The 18,189-nt window shown below is 47.7% G+C and carries 13 protein-coding genes and 1 pseudogene; 7 read left to right on the top strand and 7 right to left on the bottom strand.

Features of this window, described 5'->3' with window-relative positions; genetic code table 11:
* Nucleotides 1–100: 100 nt before the first annotated feature.
* Nucleotides 101–1,975 (top strand): hypothetical protein, encoded by a 1,875-nt coding sequence (locus M3P05_RS15855; RefSeq protein ID WP_249700998.1) that lies wholly within the window; start codon nucleotides 101–103, stop codon nucleotides 1,973–1,975.
* Nucleotides 1,976–2,049: 74 nt separating this feature from the next.
* Here M3P05_RS15855 and M3P05_RS15860 read toward each other — a convergent pair whose 3' ends face one another.
* Nucleotides 2,050–3,903: an oxygen-binding di-iron domain-containing protein gene (locus M3P05_RS15860; protein ID WP_249700999.1), complete on the bottom strand. Its 1,854-nt coding sequence runs from the start codon at nucleotides 3,901–3,903 to the stop codon at nucleotides 2,050–2,052.
* A gap of 368 nt (nucleotides 3,904–4,271) precedes the next feature.
* Between M3P05_RS15860 and M3P05_RS15865 the strand changes: the two genes are divergently transcribed.
* From M3P05_RS15865 to groL, 4 genes are all read left to right on the top strand, one after another.
* The gene (locus M3P05_RS15865) at nucleotides 4,272–4,979 is read left to right on the top strand and encodes a HugZ family pyridoxamine 5'-phosphate oxidase (protein WP_249701000.1); all 708 of its coding nucleotides are present in this window, start codon (nucleotides 4,272–4,274) and stop codon (nucleotides 4,977–4,979) included.
* A gap of 258 nt (nucleotides 4,980–5,237) precedes the next feature.
* Nucleotides 5,238–5,756 carry an FxsA family protein gene (locus M3P05_RS15870; protein ID WP_249701001.1) on the top strand — a complete coding sequence of 173 codons (519 nt, stop codon included), beginning with the start codon at nucleotides 5,238–5,240 and terminating at the stop codon, nucleotides 5,754–5,756.
* A 232-nt stretch (nucleotides 5,757–5,988) separates the two neighbouring features.
* A complete protein-coding gene (locus M3P05_RS15875; protein ID WP_249701003.1) occupies nucleotides 5,989–6,285 on the top strand; it encodes a co-chaperone GroES in 297 nt (98 codons plus the stop codon).
* Between the two features lie 58 nt (nucleotides 6,286–6,343).
* Entirely contained in the window at nucleotides 6,344–7,996 is a 1,653-nt protein-coding gene (groL, locus tag M3P05_RS15880; protein ID WP_249701004.1) for a chaperonin GroEL, read from the top strand.
* A gap of 937 nt (nucleotides 7,997–8,933) precedes the next feature.
* Here the strand turns inward: groL and istA are convergent.
* Nucleotides 8,934–9,622, bottom strand: a pseudogene (istA, locus tag M3P05_RS15885) (IS21 family transposase); the annotation flags it as partial.
* On the opposite strand from istA, the gene M3P05_RS15890 reads away from it, so the two are divergent.
* Nucleotides 9,590–10,222: a hypothetical protein gene (locus tag M3P05_RS15890; RefSeq protein WP_249701015.1), complete on the top strand. Its 633-nt coding sequence runs from the start codon at nucleotides 9,590–9,592 to the stop codon at nucleotides 10,220–10,222. The pseudogene istA and the gene M3P05_RS15890 sit on opposite strands and share 33 nt — an antisense overlap.
* Before the next feature lie 19 nt (nucleotides 10,223–10,241).
* On the opposite strand, the gene nrdG is transcribed toward M3P05_RS15890, so the two are convergent.
* The 5 genes from nrdG to M3P05_RS15915 form a co-directional block, all read right to left on the bottom strand.
* The gene (gene nrdG / locus M3P05_RS15895) at nucleotides 10,242–10,715 is read right to left on the bottom strand and encodes an anaerobic ribonucleoside-triphosphate reductase-activating protein (RefSeq protein ID WP_249701005.1); all 474 of its coding nucleotides are present in this window, start codon (nucleotides 10,713–10,715) and stop codon (nucleotides 10,242–10,244) included.
* A gap of 12 nt (nucleotides 10,716–10,727) precedes the next feature.
* A complete protein-coding gene (gene nrdD / locus M3P05_RS15900) occupies nucleotides 10,728–12,848 on the bottom strand; it encodes an anaerobic ribonucleoside-triphosphate reductase (protein WP_249701006.1) in 2,121 nt (706 codons plus the stop codon).
* A gap of 479 nt (nucleotides 12,849–13,327) precedes the next feature.
* The gene (locus tag M3P05_RS15905) at nucleotides 13,328–15,043 is read right to left on the bottom strand and encodes a protein kinase domain-containing protein (RefSeq protein WP_249701008.1); all 1,716 of its coding nucleotides are present in this window, start codon (nucleotides 15,041–15,043) and stop codon (nucleotides 13,328–13,330) included.
* A 179-nt stretch (nucleotides 15,044–15,222) separates the two neighbouring features.
* The gene (locus M3P05_RS15910) at nucleotides 15,223–16,632 is read right to left on the bottom strand and encodes an L-serine ammonia-lyase (protein WP_249701010.1); all 1,410 of its coding nucleotides are present in this window, start codon (nucleotides 16,630–16,632) and stop codon (nucleotides 15,223–15,225) included.
* A gap of 223 nt (nucleotides 16,633–16,855) precedes the next feature.
* Nucleotides 16,856–17,353, bottom strand: a complete 498-nt coding sequence (locus M3P05_RS15915; RefSeq protein ID WP_249701012.1) for an amino acid permease — start codon at nucleotides 17,351–17,353, stop codon at nucleotides 16,856–16,858.
* A 184-nt stretch (nucleotides 17,354–17,537) separates the two neighbouring features.
* Here M3P05_RS15915 and M3P05_RS15920 point away from each other — a divergent pair, with 184 nt between their 5' ends.
* Nucleotides 17,538–18,146, top strand: a complete 609-nt coding sequence (locus M3P05_RS15920; protein WP_249701014.1) for a phospholipid scramblase family protein — start codon at nucleotides 17,538–17,540, stop codon at nucleotides 18,144–18,146.
* Nucleotides 18,147–18,189: the final 43 nt, after the last annotated feature.

Below are 18,189 nucleotides of genomic sequence, written 5' to 3' on the forward strand. Positions count from 1 at the left end.
TTTGACCTTTGTCATTACGGTTAGGAATGCTTGCTTATGGAGGAGTGATACGCCGAAGTGCTGGTCAAAGTGGCATAAGCAAGTGTGGGATTACAAGCGTATGCAGTCATTGGATCAGAACGGTATAACAACCTCCCTGCGTGTTGGGCTAAGCCAAAAGAGAGGCATTAAGAGATCAGCGCCAGGGGTAAGCCTCTTTGCAGGAGGCAAAAGTCAAAAGCGTAAGGTTGCAGTGTTCCGCAAGGGAGATTGTGTGATACCCAGAATATCTGGAACCATGGCTATGAGAGTCCAAGGGCCGGATGGGAAATTCAGGGACTGGCTGATTGATGGGAACCGCTTTGCTGGCCTGGGTTCTGACAGCCATGTGATTTGGTCAGCTGTTGAGGTTCCTGTACGCCGTAAGGATTCTAAAGGAAAAATGGTAGCAAGAAAGGTAGAATTGGGGTGTCGTCCAGATGATTACGCTTTTTATATCAACCATTCCTCTAAGCCTACTGTAAAAGTTTACTCCTCATTCGATGACAGGCTTACAAAAAAACAAAACGTGAAGTATCTGTCAGCTTGTCCTGTTACTGAAGATTCGGTAACACATCGTGTTGTTGCGGATACAGATATCTACTCAGATGATGAAATTACTTGGTTCTATACTGCTAACCCGGATTTCAGTTGCAGTAGGTATCGGAGGCCTTTTGATAGCAAAACAGATTCTAGCTTGGCAAAACAGACAATCGTTGCTTTGACTGGGCAGAAATTAAATGAGCTTAAAGAAGATTCATGTACCCATTTGTTAGAAAAACGCTGGCAAAGAAAATTTAAGCCTGCGACAAGGCATTACAAACTGACCCAGAGTGAAATATTTTTAAAAGAGAAGTATTTGAAAAATGGGCAGTTTGCATTGAAAAAGGCATTGAAAGCATGTCGTTGTCAAGGTCATAAAGAAGAGGTGATGATAACTTATCTTAAGATTCGACTGAGGGGATGTAATGATCTAATCGTTGCAGTGGAAAATATTCGCACAGTTTTTCGAAGAGAGTCGAAGGCCAATCAACAAGTCAGCACACGTATACGTTGTACCTTGACTGATATTTATCAGTACTGCTACGAAAAAGGTTTGATTAATCCAGAAGATGAACCATATTCCGTTCCCTTAGAGTGGCTGGCAAATCAAATTGGTAAGCAGTCAGGTGAAGAGCGTGCAAGGTGGTATCTGTTACTTGTTAATCGCTTGCGTGCTGTGCTTGTTTATCCGGGCTGTGATCGCTCGACCCTGATCACAAACTTATGTACTGCTGGAATGCCTAATCCTTTAAGGGAAGGGAGGTGTGAATGGAAACTGTATGACCTGGAGTCATTAACTGGATTTATCGGCTATGATGAGCCAGACCAAAAAAAAGTTGAGAAATTGATTAATTCCTATCTTCAGGTTGTGCCTAAGCGGGCCTGCGTTGAGGGTAAAGGCATAGCGGTTTTAGCGAAAAGAGGCCAGCCGAGTGCTATCAAGGCAATAGTGTTTAGAAGGCTTTCAGGAAAAACAACAAAAAAAGAACTGCTTAAGGAATTTACTAAGACGGGAATTGGCTTTGTTGTTGGTGGGAAGAACTGTCCTGCAGATGAGAAGAATTTATATAAGTTTGTGCGAGAACATTTCAGTTCGTCGGAACGTGAGAAAATCAGAGGCTATTGGTGGTGCTCTGATGATGAGTTGATTGAATCCCTTTCCAGTCAGAAAAAATACGCTACGGCTGTAAACTCAGAAATATGTGCGCGAATTCGTGCGGGTAATCGACAGTTATTGAAACCCTTTATCCAGAAATCTGTCAGGCCAGGTGAAACTCGCCGCTGTTCAATTCTGGGTCGACTCAGGGAGACGAAAATATACGATAAGGGAACAATACCGTTTACAGAGGCATCTGTGTCAGCGCTGTTAACCCCTGAGCAGCAGGCCTATTTTGCGAAAACTCGAAAAAGATAATTCAGTTGAAATTTTGCGTATGACCAGAAACTTATAGCCGGGACAGGAAAGAATACGCATCCCGGCTGGGAGGGTCAGACGATAAATTCCTTGGAAATTAGCTCTAAGTCTTCTATTACGCAGAGCCTGTCGCGACCGTTGTACTTGGCCTTGTAGAGTGCATAGTCAGCGCGTCTCAATGCGTGTTCTAGGCTTTCCCCTCTCTGGCGTTCCACGGCACCTGCACTGGCGGTTATCTTGTGATCACCTGTGGGTGTTGCCAAGGGTTGGGCACTGATAAGTTCGCGGAGCTTTTCTACCTTTTTGCGAGCTTCATCAAGAGAACACAAAGGCATACATAGAAGAAACTCCTCTCCACCGTAACGAACCAGAATATCTGAGTCCCTAATATTGTCTCGCAAGGTCAGGGCAATCTGTTGCAGAGCTTCGTCGCCCAGAGTGTGTCCCCAGGTATCATTGATTCGCTTGAAGTAGTCGATATCAATCATAACTACACTCAGGCAGCTGTCCTTTTCTCGGTCGTGGAGGGCAAACAACCGCGAAACAGCTTCTTCCATATAGTAACGGGTGAAACAGCCGGTCAGTGGATCCCTGATGGAGCGCTGATAGGCTTCGTTACGATTTTTCTCTATCTCGCGATAGATCATCTCTCGTTCCAAAGCGATCTGCAGTGGGGTTGTCAGGCTGCAGATAACGCGGTTCAGAGTATCAGTCTGTAGGGTCGGGTAGTGCAGCCAGATTCTTACCATCTGGCGTGCCTGTTGGCTCTTGGGACCGAACAGGGGAACCAGCAGTGCCAGCCTGTTATTTTCATATTTCAGGGAATAGGCGGGAGTTCCTGCTGGCTGGATATTGAGGTCTTGTTCGGCCTCGTCCAGCCAGTCCTGCTTGTGAATGCCAAGGTATTTAACCGGGCAGCAATCCTGGGTACAGGTGTGGCCCAGGTAGCGATGCTTGGGCAGAAAGCTGACACAGCAGTCGTTGGAATCCAGTGCGAAAAATTCCAGTGATGCCACTGGTAGATCTCGCTGAATAATATTTCTGAGGGTGCTGGCAATATCTTTGAAATCCCGATAAAGCAGCATCGTGTCAGTAATATCCCGCAGTGTCTGGTTCAGCTGGGACAGTTTCTTGAAGGCATGTCCCTGCTCCTGCATCAGCAGGTACAGGCCACAGTCCAGCTGTTGCAGCTGGTTGAACATGAAATCAACCAGATGCTCCGGAATAACTGAACCATGCTGTGGTGCAATCATACGGATGGGATACTGACGCAGTTGGGTCAGGGCAAACTGCAGAATATCCCGGGATGGCATGTAGTGCTCATGAAATGGTCGCAGGCACTCGAAATACGCTTCATCTTCAGCAATAAGAGTTGGGTTCTCGGTAAAGCCACCGAACAGGTCACTGGAAAACATCACCCGGGTTTTGCCGTCAAATGTGCAGAATGCTCCCGGGAAGTGGGCATAAGGTGTGAAGACAAAGTTCAGCATACGGTCTTCCAGTTCCAGTTGCCAGTTATGCCGGTCAACCAGCCAGAACGGAAAATTCAGGCCGTAATGCTTGAGCAGAGCCTGAGAGCGCCAGTGGGTCACCAGGTGAACATCTTTGCTTTGAAGTTTTTTGGCCAGGTAGGGAAGTGACGCCGTGATATCAGGGTCTTGGTGCTGGCAGATAATATATTTCAGATGATTAAGAGGGATGACCTGCTCAACTTTTTTCAGGGTCTGCTCAATAGTCAGCATTGAACCGGGATCAATCAGAACTGACTCAGTGCCCTGCTCAATGAGATAGACATGACATTGGAAATTATCATCAGGAATCAGGTGCCCCACCCACCAGACTCGGTCGGCAATTTCTACAGGCTTGTCTGAAGCCAAAATATTCTGGGGTGCTGGATCAGCAATCACCCTTTGTTCCATAGTTTGCATGTCCTCACTTGCATCAATGCGGGAATTCTATCTTTTGTGATGAACCGATTTGTTGATCTTTCCCATACTGTTTGATCAATTAATCACCAGCGAGCAGAAGTGGTCGGGTACGGTTATGCTTTTTATCAGAAGCGTTTGAGTGGGTGAGTTATTAATATCAGACGCTCTAAACAACTTTGAAAATCCGAGCCATCGGAAATTTTATAAACATTTCTAATGTGAAGTAATCTGTATCAGTACCAGTTTTCTAGCCGGTAGTTGTTATGCAGATTGGGGAGTTAGGAAAAGTTTTTGAGGATAACTTGCAAATGACACTCATTCTTATTTGTAATATGTACCTGAAAATAAGTAGATCCAAAGGTTTATGAATGGTCGATAAACAGACTTCGGCAAAACAGGCTCGGGAATTTCTGCGTTCTGAAACATCTGGTGTTCTTTCAACCCAGTCCAGAGTGCTGGAGGGATATCCATTCGGGTCAGTTGTGCCTTTTTGTCTGGATGCAGATGGTTACCCGGTTATCTTAATCAGTAACCTTGCACAGCACACACGCAACATATCAAAGAACAGCAAGGTGTCTTTGACTGTTACCCAGTCTTATGTTGATGATGTTCAAACTGGAGCGCGCCTGACCTGGGTTGGTGATGCAGAGAAAATCACTGATGCGGTCAGTATAAATCGCTATTACAGCTTCTTTCCTGAGTCGTGTGATTACCATAAAACTCATGACTTTGAGTTTTACCGCATTGTTCCTGTGCGCAGCCGGTACATTGGTGGTTTTGGTGATATTCACTGGTTGGACAATAGTCTGACGGCTGAAGCTAACCCCTTTGCCGGTGAGGTGGAAGAGAGTGTTATCAGTCATATGAATCTTGATCACCAGGAAGCCTTGCAGACCTACTGTTGTCAATTTGAAATAAAAGTGCCTGAAGGTGTTTTACCAAAAATGGCCGGTGTTGATCCTTTTGGCTTTTATGTGAGAGTTGGAAAGCGCATTGTGCGCATGACTTTCTCTGGTACTGCCAAAACCGCCGGTGATATTCGCCAGTTTCTGGTAAAAATGGCGCGCGCTGCCTGAGATTTATTTCCTGGTTGAGAACCCAGGTTTACTGTTTTAAAAGTGGTGCAGGGAAAGCGTTATGAAAGCTTCTGGTATGGCGCTGGTTCGCTGGGCGTTGCTTGAGCGTGGCGGCCTCTGGCAGTTGGTTAAAGAACAATAACTCGACAGTCTATACATAAGTTCGCAGGGTGGTAATAAAGTGTAAACATCTTGTTACCACCCTTGAAATCCCCCCCATTAGCGCCATATAGCCTCTGTAACTAACGGAGACAACAAATGCGCCTGGGTTTCTTCCTCCTGGTTCTATTTCCCATAACAGAGCTGATGATTCTTATAAAAGTTGGAGGGCTGATCGGTGTTATACCCACCGTAGGTTTAATCCTCTTCACTGCCTCTATGGGGCTGTTTCTGCTGCGTCAGGAAGGTTTCAGCATCCTGATGCGAGCCCGCCAGCGTATGAACAGTGGAGAAATCCCGGCCATGGAAATGATGGAAGGCCTGGTTATTGCCTTCTGTGGTGCCCTGCTGCTTGCTCCCGGATTTATTACTGACTGTATTGCCCTGTGTGGTCTGATTGCCCCGATTCGCAGGAAGGTGATCAAGCGAATGATCAGCAGCCCCCGTTTCAAGGTATACACTTCCGGGGGCATGGGCGCGCGATCGCCTGCCAGTTTTGGTGCCAGCTTCGGAGCAGGTTTTGACTCAACCACTGAAAACAATGGTTTTGGGGAGAACACTATTCGTCAATCACAGAGAAAAGATGTGATTGACGGGGAATATCGCAGAGAAGAGTAAATTTTCTGCATGGAGGGGTTGAAATGCGAAAAGCCCGCCCCCACTCAAGTCGGGCAGCCGAAAAACAAGTCGGCAAACACTTTACACTGAAGGCTTAATGCAGAATTTTCTGGTTAAGACTTCGGTAACTTCCGACCAGCCTATGGCATGTATGGATCATATGGCCTGGAAAGGAAATTTTTGGGAATAGCTGCTAAGTCAGCGGAATAGAAAACTGTTGGAGAGACTGTCAATGAAGCTCCGTCCTTTGCGCGACCAGGTGCTTGTGCGCCGTTTCGAAAGTGAAACTACTTCTTCCGGCGGTATTGTACTGCCAGGCAAGGCTGAGAAGACTAACCGTGGTGAAGTTGTTGCGACCGGCGCTGGCCGTATCGACAACAATGGCAACGTGGTTGAGCTGGTTGTAAAGGTGGGTGACAAGGTCGTATTCGGTGGCTACCACAGCGATTCCAACACCATCAAGATCGATGGCGTTGAGCACGTACTGATGGCCGAGTCTGACATTCTGGCTGTTGTCGAAGCTGAGTAAGAGCTGAAGACCTCTGGTTTTCAACTGCGACTATTAACCCAATTCAAGGAACATCACGATGGCTGCCAAGCAAGTCACATTCGGCGACGAAGCTCGCAAAAAGATGCTCGAGGGCGTTAACGTCCTGGCTGACGCTGTAAAAGCAACTCTGGGCCCCAAGGGTCGTAACGTACTGCTGGAGAAATCCTTCGGCGCACCTACCATCACTAAGGATGGTGTTTCCGTAGCCAAGGAAATCGAACTGAAAGACAAGTTCGAAAACATGGGTGCCCAGCTGGTTAAGGAAGTGGCTTCCCAGGCTAACGATCAGGCGGGTGACGGTACCACTACCGCTACCGTACTGGCTCAGTCCATCGTCAACGAAGGTCTGAAGTACGTTGCTGCCGGCATGAACCCAATGGATCTGAAGCGAGGTATCGACAAGGCTGTTGCCGCTGTTGTTGCCCAGCTGCAGGACATGTCCACTCCATGCGCAGACAGCAAGGCTATCGCTCAGGTAGGTACTATCTCCGCCAACTCCGACGAAACCGTTGGTGCCATCATTGCTGAAGCAATGGAAAAAGTTGGCAAGGAAGGTGTTATCACCGTTGAGGAAGGTAACTCCCTGGAAAACGAACTGGACGTTGTAGAAGGCATGCAGTTCGATCGCGGTTACCTGTCTCCTTACTTCATCAATAACCAGGAAAGCATGTCTGCTGAACTGGAAAGCCCATTCATCCTGCTGTTCGACAAGAAGATCTCCAACATCCGTGATCTGCTGCCGACTCTGGAAGCTGTAGCCAAGGCTGGTAAGCCTCTGCTGATCATCGCTGAAGATGTTGAAGGCGAAGCTCTGGCAACTCTGGTTGTGAACAACATGCGTGGTATCGTTAAGGTTTCCGCTGTTAAGGCACCTGGTTTTGGTGACCGCCGCAAGGCCATGCTCTCTGATATTGCCATTCTGACTGGTGGTACTGTTGTATCTGAAGAGATCGGCATGAGCCTGGAGAAAGTAACTCTGGAAGATCTGGGTACTGCCAAGCGTATTGTTATCACCAAGGAAGACACCACTATCGTTGACGGTGCTGGTAACCAGGCAGATATTACTGCTCAGGTAGCTAAGATTCGTACTGAAATCGAGAACTCTTCTTCCGATTACGACAAAGAGAAGCTGCAGGAGCGTGTAGCCAAGCTGGCCGGCGGTGTTGCCGTGATAAAGGTTGGTGCTGCTTCTGAAGTTGAAATGAAAGAGAAGAAGGCACGTGTAGAAGACGCTCTGCACGCAACCCGCGCTGCTGTAGAAGAAGGCGTAGTTGCTGGTGGTGGTGTTGCCCTGATCCGTGCTCTGAGCAACATCTCTGTTGAAGGTATCAACAAGGAGCAGGAAGCTGGTATCGCACTGGCACTCAAGGCTCTGGAAGGTCCTATCCGTCAGATCGCTGCCAACTCCGGCGACGAAGCTTCTGTAGTCGTTGAGAAGGTTCGCAACAGTGAAGGTAACTTCGGTTACAACGCTGCTACCGGCGAATTCGGTGACATGATGGAAATGGGTATCCTGGATCCTGCCAAGGTAACCCGTTCTGCACTGCAGGCTGCCGCTTCCGTAGCTGGCCTGATGATCACTACCGAAGCCATGGTTGCTGAACTGCCTGAAGACAAGCCTGCTATGCCTGATATGGGCGGCGGCATGGGTGGCATGGGTGGTATGGGTGGTATGGGTGGCATGATGTAGTGCGACGAGAGTCGTGCTATAACCCTAGAAACCCTTGTGGTTTCTAGTCTAGAAGGTAAGTATATACTTACCTTCGCCCGAGTAGAAGCACCCTTTCGGGTCGTGCAAATGGTGATGCTCTCAGATGAGAGTTGGCCCACCTTCCTCCTCGCCACGCCAGTCGTGGCACAAAGCACGGAGACCGTGAACCTTCGGGTTTGCGGTCGCCGGGTAATACACCCGCTCTGCGGGTACGGAATTTTGTTGTCTAAATTCCACACACACCGCCTGCAACCGCAGGTATTCAAACCTGGTCGTATTTTGATGAAGGAACAGACCTGTTGTTCAGCCAACAGTAGCCTAGTACATCATTTCCTTGCTTTTGACTTCTGCCAAGGAAAGCAAACTCGAAAATAGGCATGATTTGGAATTTTTCAAATCATACCTGTCAAATACCATATCCAGCTAGCAGAACAGCTCTCACTCAAAGCGCTGGTCAAAAGCAAGGCTGCTCGCCACAAGCGCTTACACGCACAGATCCTTCTGGAGCTAGACGAAAACGGACCTTTTCGAGGGAATGTGCGCACCAGGCTTTAAGCCAGAAACTGCAGAAGGTACTGCTTCTTTCTACGTTCGTTTTTTTGTTCCTCTTTTTTATTTGCACTATAAACCCCAACCCTTTCTGGAAGAAAAAAAGATACTTTCCTTTTTCTGAATATATAACGCACTCGCCATCAAGTATGGTTTCTGATTTTGGGTTTCTCTGCAAATCTTGAATGGGGTATGAGCCATGTTTGCGCTTATAACCTGGCTCAAAATGCGAGAGAAGCTGTTTGTTTATGAATTCAAAGTGAACAATATTTAGCTGCAAACTCAGAGGGAAACCTGTTTTTTGAAGTGTTGACCTTTTGCAAGGAAGTCTACGTAGTTTGACAGATCTTCTGGAGTTATTTGCAAGCGGTTCATCCAGTTGTTCGAAGGCGCTGCGCCGGGTGCCGGGAAGCCGTTTGAAGGATTTGCAATTCAATTCCGTCAGTAGCTCCCGTATCCGGATATTGAGTTCTCCCAGTGTGAAGAAGGTTTCATGGCGCAGGCGGGCCAGTATCCAGCGCTCGACAACCTGAACACCCACCTCTGCCTTGGCTTTATCTTTGGGCTTATAGGAACGGGCTGGTATGACCGCAACCTTATAATGGTTGGCCAGATGCTGGTAAGCAGGGTTGAGGTCTGGTTCATACCGGCAGGCCTGACTGACACCATTTTTGAGATTGTCGGGAACAAGCATGTCCGGTACACCACCAAAGAACTCGAAGGCGCGCACATGGGAGCCAAGCCAATCTTCAGACTTCTGGCTCAGGGTGGCTTCGGCATAGGTATAACTGGAGGCACCCAGTACGGCGACAAAGATCTGGGCCAATCCGGATCGACCAATCCTTTGCGGTTAGGCAACGGGGCTTCGGGAAACGGGGATGCCGCCAGTGCCGTTTCGCTGAAATCGTTCGGTAGGGGCCAACCCAATCCAGCTTCCCGAAACAGGCGGAGGTAGTTAGAAACTGTGCCCACACTGACTCGGACACAGCGAGAAATCTGGCGAGTACTGAGGTTGTTCTCGTAGTGCATTCTGAGAACGTCTTTGAGTTTACGCATGGAAATCCTGTTGTCAGACATGGCTGCTGCCCTCCGTGGTTAGGAAGGGCAACGGCCAAAGTTCAAGGAAATCAATGCACAAGAGAGCTTTTGGGGCCTGAAAAATCCAGGATTCTGGAAATTACGAAAAAGTGTTCAAGCGTTACCAGAATGGGCGTTCAAGTGATGTCGGAATATGCAACATCAACAAAAATTCTGGAAAGAACTTTTCCAAAAGAGGAAGAAACCTGGAAAGATTTTTCAACCTCTAAAGCAAAATCATGGGACAAACATGGCGTGGATCAACGCATTAATAAACTAACCAAATCCAGAGCTTCATCCGAAAAGAGAGCAGTATCCCCTCAAAGATTAATGGTTAAATGCGATAAGTGTGGCAGGGCATTCAATTTCGCCATTGATAGAGAAATCGGGGAGCCCGACGACCATGTAGCTCAATGTTCGGGGATGCATGCCAAGACAGCCTACCCCCTTGAACATTATCAGTCCTTTGGAGACAATGGCCATCATCAGCCAAAGGTGAACAGGTTGCCGATCAAGATATGTCTACAGGACAGTTTTATCCTGCCGAATCAAAACCTTCCGAGAAGCATCAGGGTGTGAGCCCTCACCTCACCTCATTTCAATGTTCAGCTAACATATATATCATTCGCTGGTTCCGGCTCCCTCGCCAGGGAAGTGTCAGATCACGTTCGGTCTGAACGTAAGGCCCATCAATCAACACATCCACATACTGAACAATTTCCTTCTGTCTTTCTGAAAGTTTTTCTTGGATATAGCCGGTCCAGAGCCAGATATTCTTATCGGGGTAAGCCTCCTTTACCCTGCGCACCAGCCGTCCAATATCGTCCAGATTACCGGGATACAATGGGTCACCACCTGAAAGTGATAATCCGTCCCTGTGAATCCGGCTGTCGCCCAGATCCTTGATGATCTGATCTTCCAGTTCCTGAGTATAAGGATGGCCTGACTCAGGTTTGATAGTAGATGCGTTATGACACCCGACACACTTATGTTCGCAACCACTTACAAACAGTGTGCACCGGGTTCCTTCACCATTCACTACATCAAGGGAATAGTAGTTGTGGTAGTTCATTCTGCTCTCAGATTAGAGGTGCTTAACCCGGCGGGTCACTTCTTCCTGCTTGCCCTTGATAAATGGACGACTGTTTGGCTGACCAAGGTAACCACAAACACGACGGGTTACAGACATCTTGGTGGAGTCCCGGTTCTGACAGGATGGGCACTCAAAACCACGGGCTGTTGCCAGGAACTCACCTTCGTAATCACACTTGTAGCAGATATCAATTGGTGTATTGGTACCGTAATACGGAACGCGGTCATAGGTATAATCCCAGACGGACTCCAAAGCCTTGATGTTGTGCTGCATATTCGGGAATTCCCCGTAGCAGATAAAGCCACCTGAGGCGTGCATGGGGTAATCCATCTCGAAATCCACCTTGTCATAAGGTGTGGCTTTTTGTTCCACATCCAGGTGGAAAGAGTTGGTGTAGTATCCCTTGCCAGTCACGCCCTCAATAATGCCAAACTCTTTCTTGTCCAGGCGGCAGAAGCGGTCACACAGGCTTTCGCTGGGGGTGGAGTAGAGGCTGAATCCATAACCCGTTTCAGCTTTCCAGCCGTTCACCGCATTGCGCAGATATTTAACCAGCTGAATGCCTTTCTTCTGCAGCTGCTCACTCTCATAGATATGCCCGTCACTGTAGAGAGCATTGATGGTTTCATGAACACCGATATAACCCAGAGAAATACTGGCCCGGCCGTTTTTGAAAATCTCGCTGATCTTCTCTTCCGGCTTCAAGCGAACACCGCAGGCTCCTTCCACGTAGAGGATGGGGGCGACACTGGCGCGGACATTATCCAGACGCTGAATTCGGGTCATAAGTGCATCTTTGGCAACCGCCAGACGCTTTTCCAGAATTCTGTAGAACTCTTCTTCACAGCCTTTGGCTTCAATCGCAATGCGAGGCAGGTTCAGGGAGACAACACCCAAGTTGTTTCGTCCGTCATGAACCAGTTCGCCATTTTCTTCATAAACACCCAGGAATGAGCGGCAACCCATTGGAGTCTTGAAGCTGCCCGTCACTTCAACCAGCTTGTCGTAGTTGAGAATATCCGGATACATGCGCTTGGTTGCACATTCCAGTGCCAGCTGTTTGATATCGTAGTTAGGGTCTTCCTTGTTGCTGTTCACCCCGCGACGAATAGCAAAAACCAGCTTGGGGAATACAGGAGTCTTCTTGTTCTTACCAAGGCCACGAATGCGGTTCTTGAGAATGGACTTCTGTACCAGACGCTCTTCCCAGCTGGTTCCCAGACCAAAGCCGAAGGTTACGAAAGGCGTTTGGCCATTAGCAGTGTGCAGAGTGTTGATTTCATACTCCAGCGCCTGGTAAGCATCGAAGCAGTCTTTTTCGGTTCTCTCTTCGGCGTAGGCCTTTGCTTTTTCCTCATCACCGATCCAGCGAATCCCCTGCTCCAGGTGCTTTTCAAAGGTCTTGCGGACATAAGGTGCGTGAATACGATCAATTTCATTGATGCTGGTGCCACCATAAATATGGCTGGAAACCTGGGCAATAATCTGAGCGGTAATCGCCGTGGCAGTCAGGATGGAGCGAGGTTCTTCGATCTCCGCATTGCCCATCTTGAAGCCCTTCTTGAGCATGCCTTCTACGTCAATCAGCATGCAGTTGAACATCGGGAAGAAGGGAGAGTAATCCAGATCATGGTAGTGAATCTCTCCACGGTCATGAGCCTCGGTCACATGACGCGGAAGAATATGCTGCTTGGCGTAATGGCGGGCGACAACGCCAGCCAGCAGATCTCGCTGGGTCGGAATGATTTTACCATCTTTATTGGCATTCTCGTTCAGGAGCTGTTCATCATCCTGATTGATAATGCCGAGAATTTCCTTGTTCAGAACGTTGCGGGATTCACGCTCAATATCACGGGTACGGCGGAACTCAATGTAGCTGCGAGCGGCATCTTTGTAGCGGCTTTGCATCATGACATTTTCCACCTTGGACTGCAGATCATAGATATCCACAGTACCCTTACCTTCGAAGTGATTACGTACAGTTGAAGATACCGATCGAGCAAAATCATCATCTCTCAGACCAGCATCATTCATGGCACTGGCCACGGCTTTTACGATGCGGTTGTCGTCGAAACGCTGGCGCGAGCCATCACGCTTGATGATGTCGATCATGTGCTTTTCACTCCGGGATACGATCAAGGCAGGACAAGGTCAAACACCCATATATAGTGTACAAAAATACACCGGGCACTATATGGGGTGTTTTCGGACGCGCATAGTGAACGAAATAATTTCACTCTTCAATATTGACAAGCCACACTTGACCCGAATTTTTTGAGGTAAATTATCCGTAAAAAAACTTGGGTAAGTGGTTGCACACTGCAGAACCATACGGCTTAAAGTGAGAGAGAAAATCAAGATATTTTGCCAATAAAAAATCAGGCAACCGCCCTCTCCATTTTTCACTATGACTTGCTCAGGAGAAGACAATACTTCCATTCTGGAAGCGACTACGAGGTCAGACCAAGGATGCTAACGAGTGCATTTCTAGAGTCTGCAAGAAAATTTATGAGAGTGAAAATTGACCTATTACTGTGCAATATCAAACTTTTCAGGTTTTCATATGAGTTTTGAGATGCTCTCAGGAGCAATTAGAAAGGAATATTTATCTCAAGTTTTCCTTGCTGTTGTCGTGTTAGCAAACAAGCTGGCTCATTTGAGTTAAGAAATTTTCCTCTCAGCCACGGATCAGTCGCCTGCAAATCTCTGATGGAAGAACGCTCATCAGGCTCAAATTTGCAGGTTTTTCCTATAAAACCTTGTAAACCTGATTTTTGATTTAACTTCCCCAGTGCATCCTGCGTATACAGCTCCATCCTTTTCATTCGCTTCCCCATGTTACGGACATTTCTTTTGTCAGGGGCATCCTCGTACATTGTTCCTCCGATCACAGCCTCGTAGGTTGTTGAACCCATTCCCCAGACATCAAACATACGCCCATCAAACACCTCCCCTCGCAAACCTTCTGGAGGCATATATTTGGGGGTTCCAGCACTGGCTCTCAGTTTCCTTTTCTCTTCAATGCTCCTGGCCAGACCTAAATCGATAACTGTAACGATTGCTTCCTCAGCTGCTATTTCAGAAAGATATAGAACCATGATATTTCCCGGTTTGATATCCAAATGGACAATATCCTGCCCATGAAGATATCCAAGAGCGGCTGCTGTTTTAGAAATCACTTTCCAGATTTTGGCTTCATCGAGACTCGTTTCTTTAAGAATCGCTTCCAAAGATTTGCCTGTTGCAAATGTTAAAAAAATACGAGGAGTAAAAGTGCTGGAAATATCTGCACCCAAAAGTCTCACAAGATTAGGGTGGGACAAATGTTGAAGAAGCAAAGCTTCACGAATAACTGACTGATCATTCTCAGAGCCACCCAGAGAGGTTTTACAGGCAACCATCTGACGCTCTCCCGGCAGATATCCGCTAACGACAAATGAATACGAGCCCTGTCCTATTTCCTTCAGGGTTTTAAAACCTTCAATTTTTTTCATTTTCGCAATGACAGTTCTCTTGAACAGTTCAAGATCAACAACCGCAGACTCTCGACAATAACGCCTTTGCCCTCTCATAAGCGGCGATATTGAGCAACTCTGCTCAAAACTTTTCACCAGATCATCAACATTTCCCTCAACGCTTCTGGGACGCAGAACCAGCCCTCTCGGTGATTGAGTGACCCGGATAGCCTCCTGAACATTGCCGTCTTTATTACAGAGCAGGATCAGTGCCAGCTCATCTCTAAGTACGACTTTGATCTGAATATTGAGCCAGCCTCTTGTATGAATTATGCGACTGCTCAAAGGCAGCAGCATATACTCGGCAGCTGCAATGGTCGCCATATCTGGTGACGGCGGTTCGTCCCCATATTTTTCAGGTGGGTCAAATATTCGAAAGAAGTTCACGCCATCCAGCAGCCAGAACACACCTACGGCATTAGCATCAGAATGAAAACGATAAATCTTTTTGGTCCACTCAGGTTTCTGCTCAACCTCAAGATCACCTTGTTCTTCAAACCAAACAGTGCCATCGGTGCCAAGGTTTTCTTTTATGCGTTCTGCCAGGTACTCACCACAATCTGACAGCAGCTCAGTTGGGCGAATTTTTTCCAGATAGATACATTGAAAAGGGATATCAAAAGATTGAGGGGCCTCTGGGGATGTATTCTCGTCGATATCCAGCAGCTTCCCTCCCCTGCGAATTCCCTTCAGTATGATCAGGGTGAAGTCAGTTCCAGCATAGGAAACTGTGGTGATATTGAGGCCTGCCAGCAAGAATCCGGCAATAATCAGCAGAATACGCCTGTACATCTATGTCGAAACTACAGTTGTTTTTCTGCAGTCAATAGTAGTACGCATATCCCATAAGGAGATATTTGCACTCTTTTAGCCATATAAAGAAACCCGCAACAGATGGTGCGGGTTTCTTTTAGAAACAGCTTGTATTCACAACGTCAAATGTGACCACATTTGTTTCAGGACTCAGAGTCTCAGGCTACACACTGAGGCTTGGCGAAGACAGCCAAACCACCAGTGGAAGTTTCACGGTACTTGCTCTGCAGATCCAGACCTGTGCGGTACATGGTCTCGATACAGGAATCCAGAGAAACTTCGTGGTTACCATCACCACGCAGAGCCATGCGGGTAGCAGTGATCGCCTTGATAGCCGCCATGCCGTTACGTTCGATGCAGGGAACCTGAACCAGACCACCGATTGGATCGCAGGTCATACCCAGGTTGTGCTCCATACCGATTTCTGCAGCATTCTCAACCTGGTGAACGTTACCGCCCATAACTGCAGCCAGTGCGCCAGCAGCCATGGAGCAGGCAGAACCAACTTCAGCCTGACAGCCAGCTTCAGCACCGGAGATCGTTGCGTTCATCTTGTACAGCATGCCGATAGCAGCGGCTGTCGCGATAAAATCACGGGTACCCTTCTGATCAGCACCATCGATGAAACGGGTGTAGTAAGCCAGCACTGCGGGGATAATACCGGCAGCACCGTTTGTAGGAGCAGTCACAACACGACCACCGCAGGCGTTCTCTTCATTAACAGCCATGGCGAACAGGGTCACCCAATCCATAATGGAGAAGTGATCTTTCAGCATCGCTTCAGGGTTGGCCATCAGCTGCTGGTGCATAGTAGAAGCGCGGCGCTTCATATTGCTGATAGGCAGGATACCTTCCATGCGCAGACCACGGTCGATACAGTTGCGCATAACGTCCCAGATCGCATCGATGTTGGCGTATACAGCATCTGCATCGCCACCAGTCAGTGCTCGCTCGTTGGCGATAACCAGGTCAGCGATGGACATCTCGTTCTGCTCACAGAGGCACAGAAGTTCTGCAGCAGTGTTGAACGGGTAAGGAACTTTAGGAGCACCTTCAGTTGGAGCTTCAGTGCTGTTTTGCTTGTCCTTGTTGTTGTACTCATCCGCACAAACAACAAAGCCGCCGCCAATAGAAAGGTACGTCTTGTAATAAACAACGATGCCATTCTGGTCAGCAGCGTAAATGCGCATACCGTTTGGATGTTCCAGCTCTTCACCGTAGTGGAACACCATCTCGGTGTCGTAGTTGAATGGAATCTCGCGCTCACCGGCCAGCTTCAGAACACCATTATTCACGATGTCTTCAAAAGCCTGATCAGCCTTATCCGGATCAGCATCATCAGGACGGTAACCGGCCAGACCCAGAATTGTAGCCTTGTCAGTCGCGTGTCCTTTACCAGTCAGAGCCAGGGAGCCATACAGACCAACACGGACAGAAGAGATACTGTCCAGAATGTCTTTTTCACGCAGATCATTCAGGAAACGATGACCGGCCCACATAGGACCAACTGTGTGGGAGCTGGAAGGACCAATTCCAATCTTGAAGATGTCAAAGATGCTGAGGGCCATAACTGCCTTTCACCGTAATCTCGAATTAGTGTTGCTGTCGTGTAGTCCCAGGAAATGGCTCCAAGAACCCGGAAAAGACAGACTAAAAAAATAAACGCACAAAAGTTCACTATAGTAAACTCTATTGTGCTTATTGTGTACATGCAACCCTTACAAAACCATCGTGGGGGAGCGCAGGGCTCCCTGTAAAAAATAATGGTTTGTGTGCCTACTAACTATGTGGTTAGAGCAGCTGGGAGGCGATAAAACCTGTAATGGCAATGGTACCCATCACTATACTGAAGATATTTGCCGCAAACTCGTATTGACGCATGGAAGCGACACGCTTGGTTGCATAAACAGGCATGATGAATCGGATCGCGGCAATGATTGGGGCCACGCAGGAGGATTCGATCATGCCCTGCTGGCCTTCACGGGTACTCATGTAAAGACCGAAGAAGGAAGAGCAAATGGCAACAATAGCAACCATTTGTGCCAACCAGCTGAAAACAGCGCTATCAGTACGCTCAGCAAATACAGACAGGATAGGTAGATTGGAAGCTTTGGCAGCCAGCAGCTCTGCAGGAGACAGAGTCAGCACGCAAGAATATACGAACAGCATCGTGAAGCCAACCAGCATCATGGTTGTACGCTTCAGAGTCTTGCTGGCCTGAGCTTCCGCATCAGAACCCAGATCATTGCGGTAGGCAGATGCAAAAGAAGAAATAGCCGGTCTGGTCAACCATCAGAGAAGAAATAGTGCTGGATAAGTGAAGAGCAAACCATGACCCATGAAATCTGAAATACTGAAATTCATAAAGTCATTCAGCTAGTTTCCTAGCCATCAATAATTTAAAATACTGAAATGCATGGCTAAGCTGATAACACACTGAAGCAAAACCACTGTCACAAGGATTGTGCCCGTTATGATCACCCTCTCGAGTAACCGCATCACAGTTCACCAACTCCACGAACCACTTGAACTTATCGGTCTGGAAACCCGTAACAAATACCGGGTGGTTGATGATTCCGATAAACAGATTGCTTTTGCAGCAGAACAAAGTCAGGGCTGGGCAGGTTCTTTTGAACGCATTTTGCTTGGCCACTGGCGTACTTTTGAGGTGCATTTTTTCACCCCTGATCAGAAGCCATTCATGATACTCAAACACCCCTTCCGCTGGTTATTCCAGACAATTGAAGTATCAACAGCAGATGGCACACACCTGGGAACCATTCAGCAAAGATTCTCTGTACTGAAAAAACTGTTTGAAGTGCATGATGAAAACGGAAAGGTGATGATGACCATGTCTTCGCCTCTCTGGAAACCCTGGACTTTCCCCTTCGAAATGAACAACCAGGAAATAGCTTTAATCAAAAAAAAATGGTCGGGAGTTCTTTCTGAAGCTTTTACAGATAGGGACACTTTCTCGATCGAGTTCAAAACCCCGGAGCTTTCTGAAAACCTTCGTCATTTAATCCTGGCAGCATCGATATTTGTCGACCTGCAATATTTTGAAAAGGATGCAGATGACTAGGGAGCGTTCTCATTTCTCTGTGGATAGAAAGACAGGGATAAAA

Origin of the sequence: Parendozoicomonas callyspongiae, assembly GCF_023502345.1 — a bacterium.
GTDB classification, from domain to species: Bacteria; Pseudomonadota; Gammaproteobacteria; order Pseudomonadales; family Endozoicomonadaceae; genus Sansalvadorimonas; species Sansalvadorimonas callyspongiae.

Bases quoted from the DNA above. Each gene is read 5' to 3' on its own strand.
- M3P05_RS15905 (WP_249701008.1), bottom strand. From the start codon at position 15,043: ATGTACAGGCGTATTCTGCTGATTATTGCCGGATTCTTGCTGGCAGGC.
- M3P05_RS15920 (WP_249701014.1), top strand. From the start codon at position 17,538: ATGATCACCCTCTCGAGTAACCGCATCACAGTTCACCAACTCCACGAA.
- M3P05_RS15870 (WP_249701001.1), top strand. From the start codon at position 5,238: ATGCGCCTGGGTTTCTTCCTCCTGGTTCTATTTCCCATAACAGAGCTG.
- M3P05_RS15910 (WP_249701010.1), bottom strand. From the start codon at position 16,632: ATGGCCCTCAGCATCTTTGACATCTTCAAGATTGGAATTGGTCCTTCC.
- M3P05_RS15875 (WP_249701003.1), top strand. From the start codon at position 5,989: ATGAAGCTCCGTCCTTTGCGCGACCAGGTGCTTGTGCGCCGTTTCGAA.
- M3P05_RS15865 (WP_249701000.1), top strand. From the start codon at position 4,272: ATGGTCGATAAACAGACTTCGGCAAAACAGGCTCGGGAATTTCTGCGT.
- nrdG (WP_249701005.1), bottom strand. From the start codon at position 10,715: ATGAACTACCACAACTACTATTCCCTTGATGTAGTGAATGGTGAAGGA.
- nrdD (WP_249701006.1), bottom strand. From the start codon at position 12,848: ATGATCGACATCATCAAGCGTGATGGCTCGCGCCAGCGTTTCGACGAC.
- M3P05_RS15855 (WP_249700998.1), top strand. From the start codon at position 101: ATGCAGTCATTGGATCAGAACGGTATAACAACCTCCCTGCGTGTTGGG.
- groL (WP_249701004.1), top strand. From the start codon at position 6,344: ATGGCTGCCAAGCAAGTCACATTCGGCGACGAAGCTCGCAAAAAGATG.
- M3P05_RS15860 (WP_249700999.1), bottom strand. From the start codon at position 3,903: ATGCAAACTATGGAACAAAGGGTGATTGCTGATCCAGCACCCCAGAAT.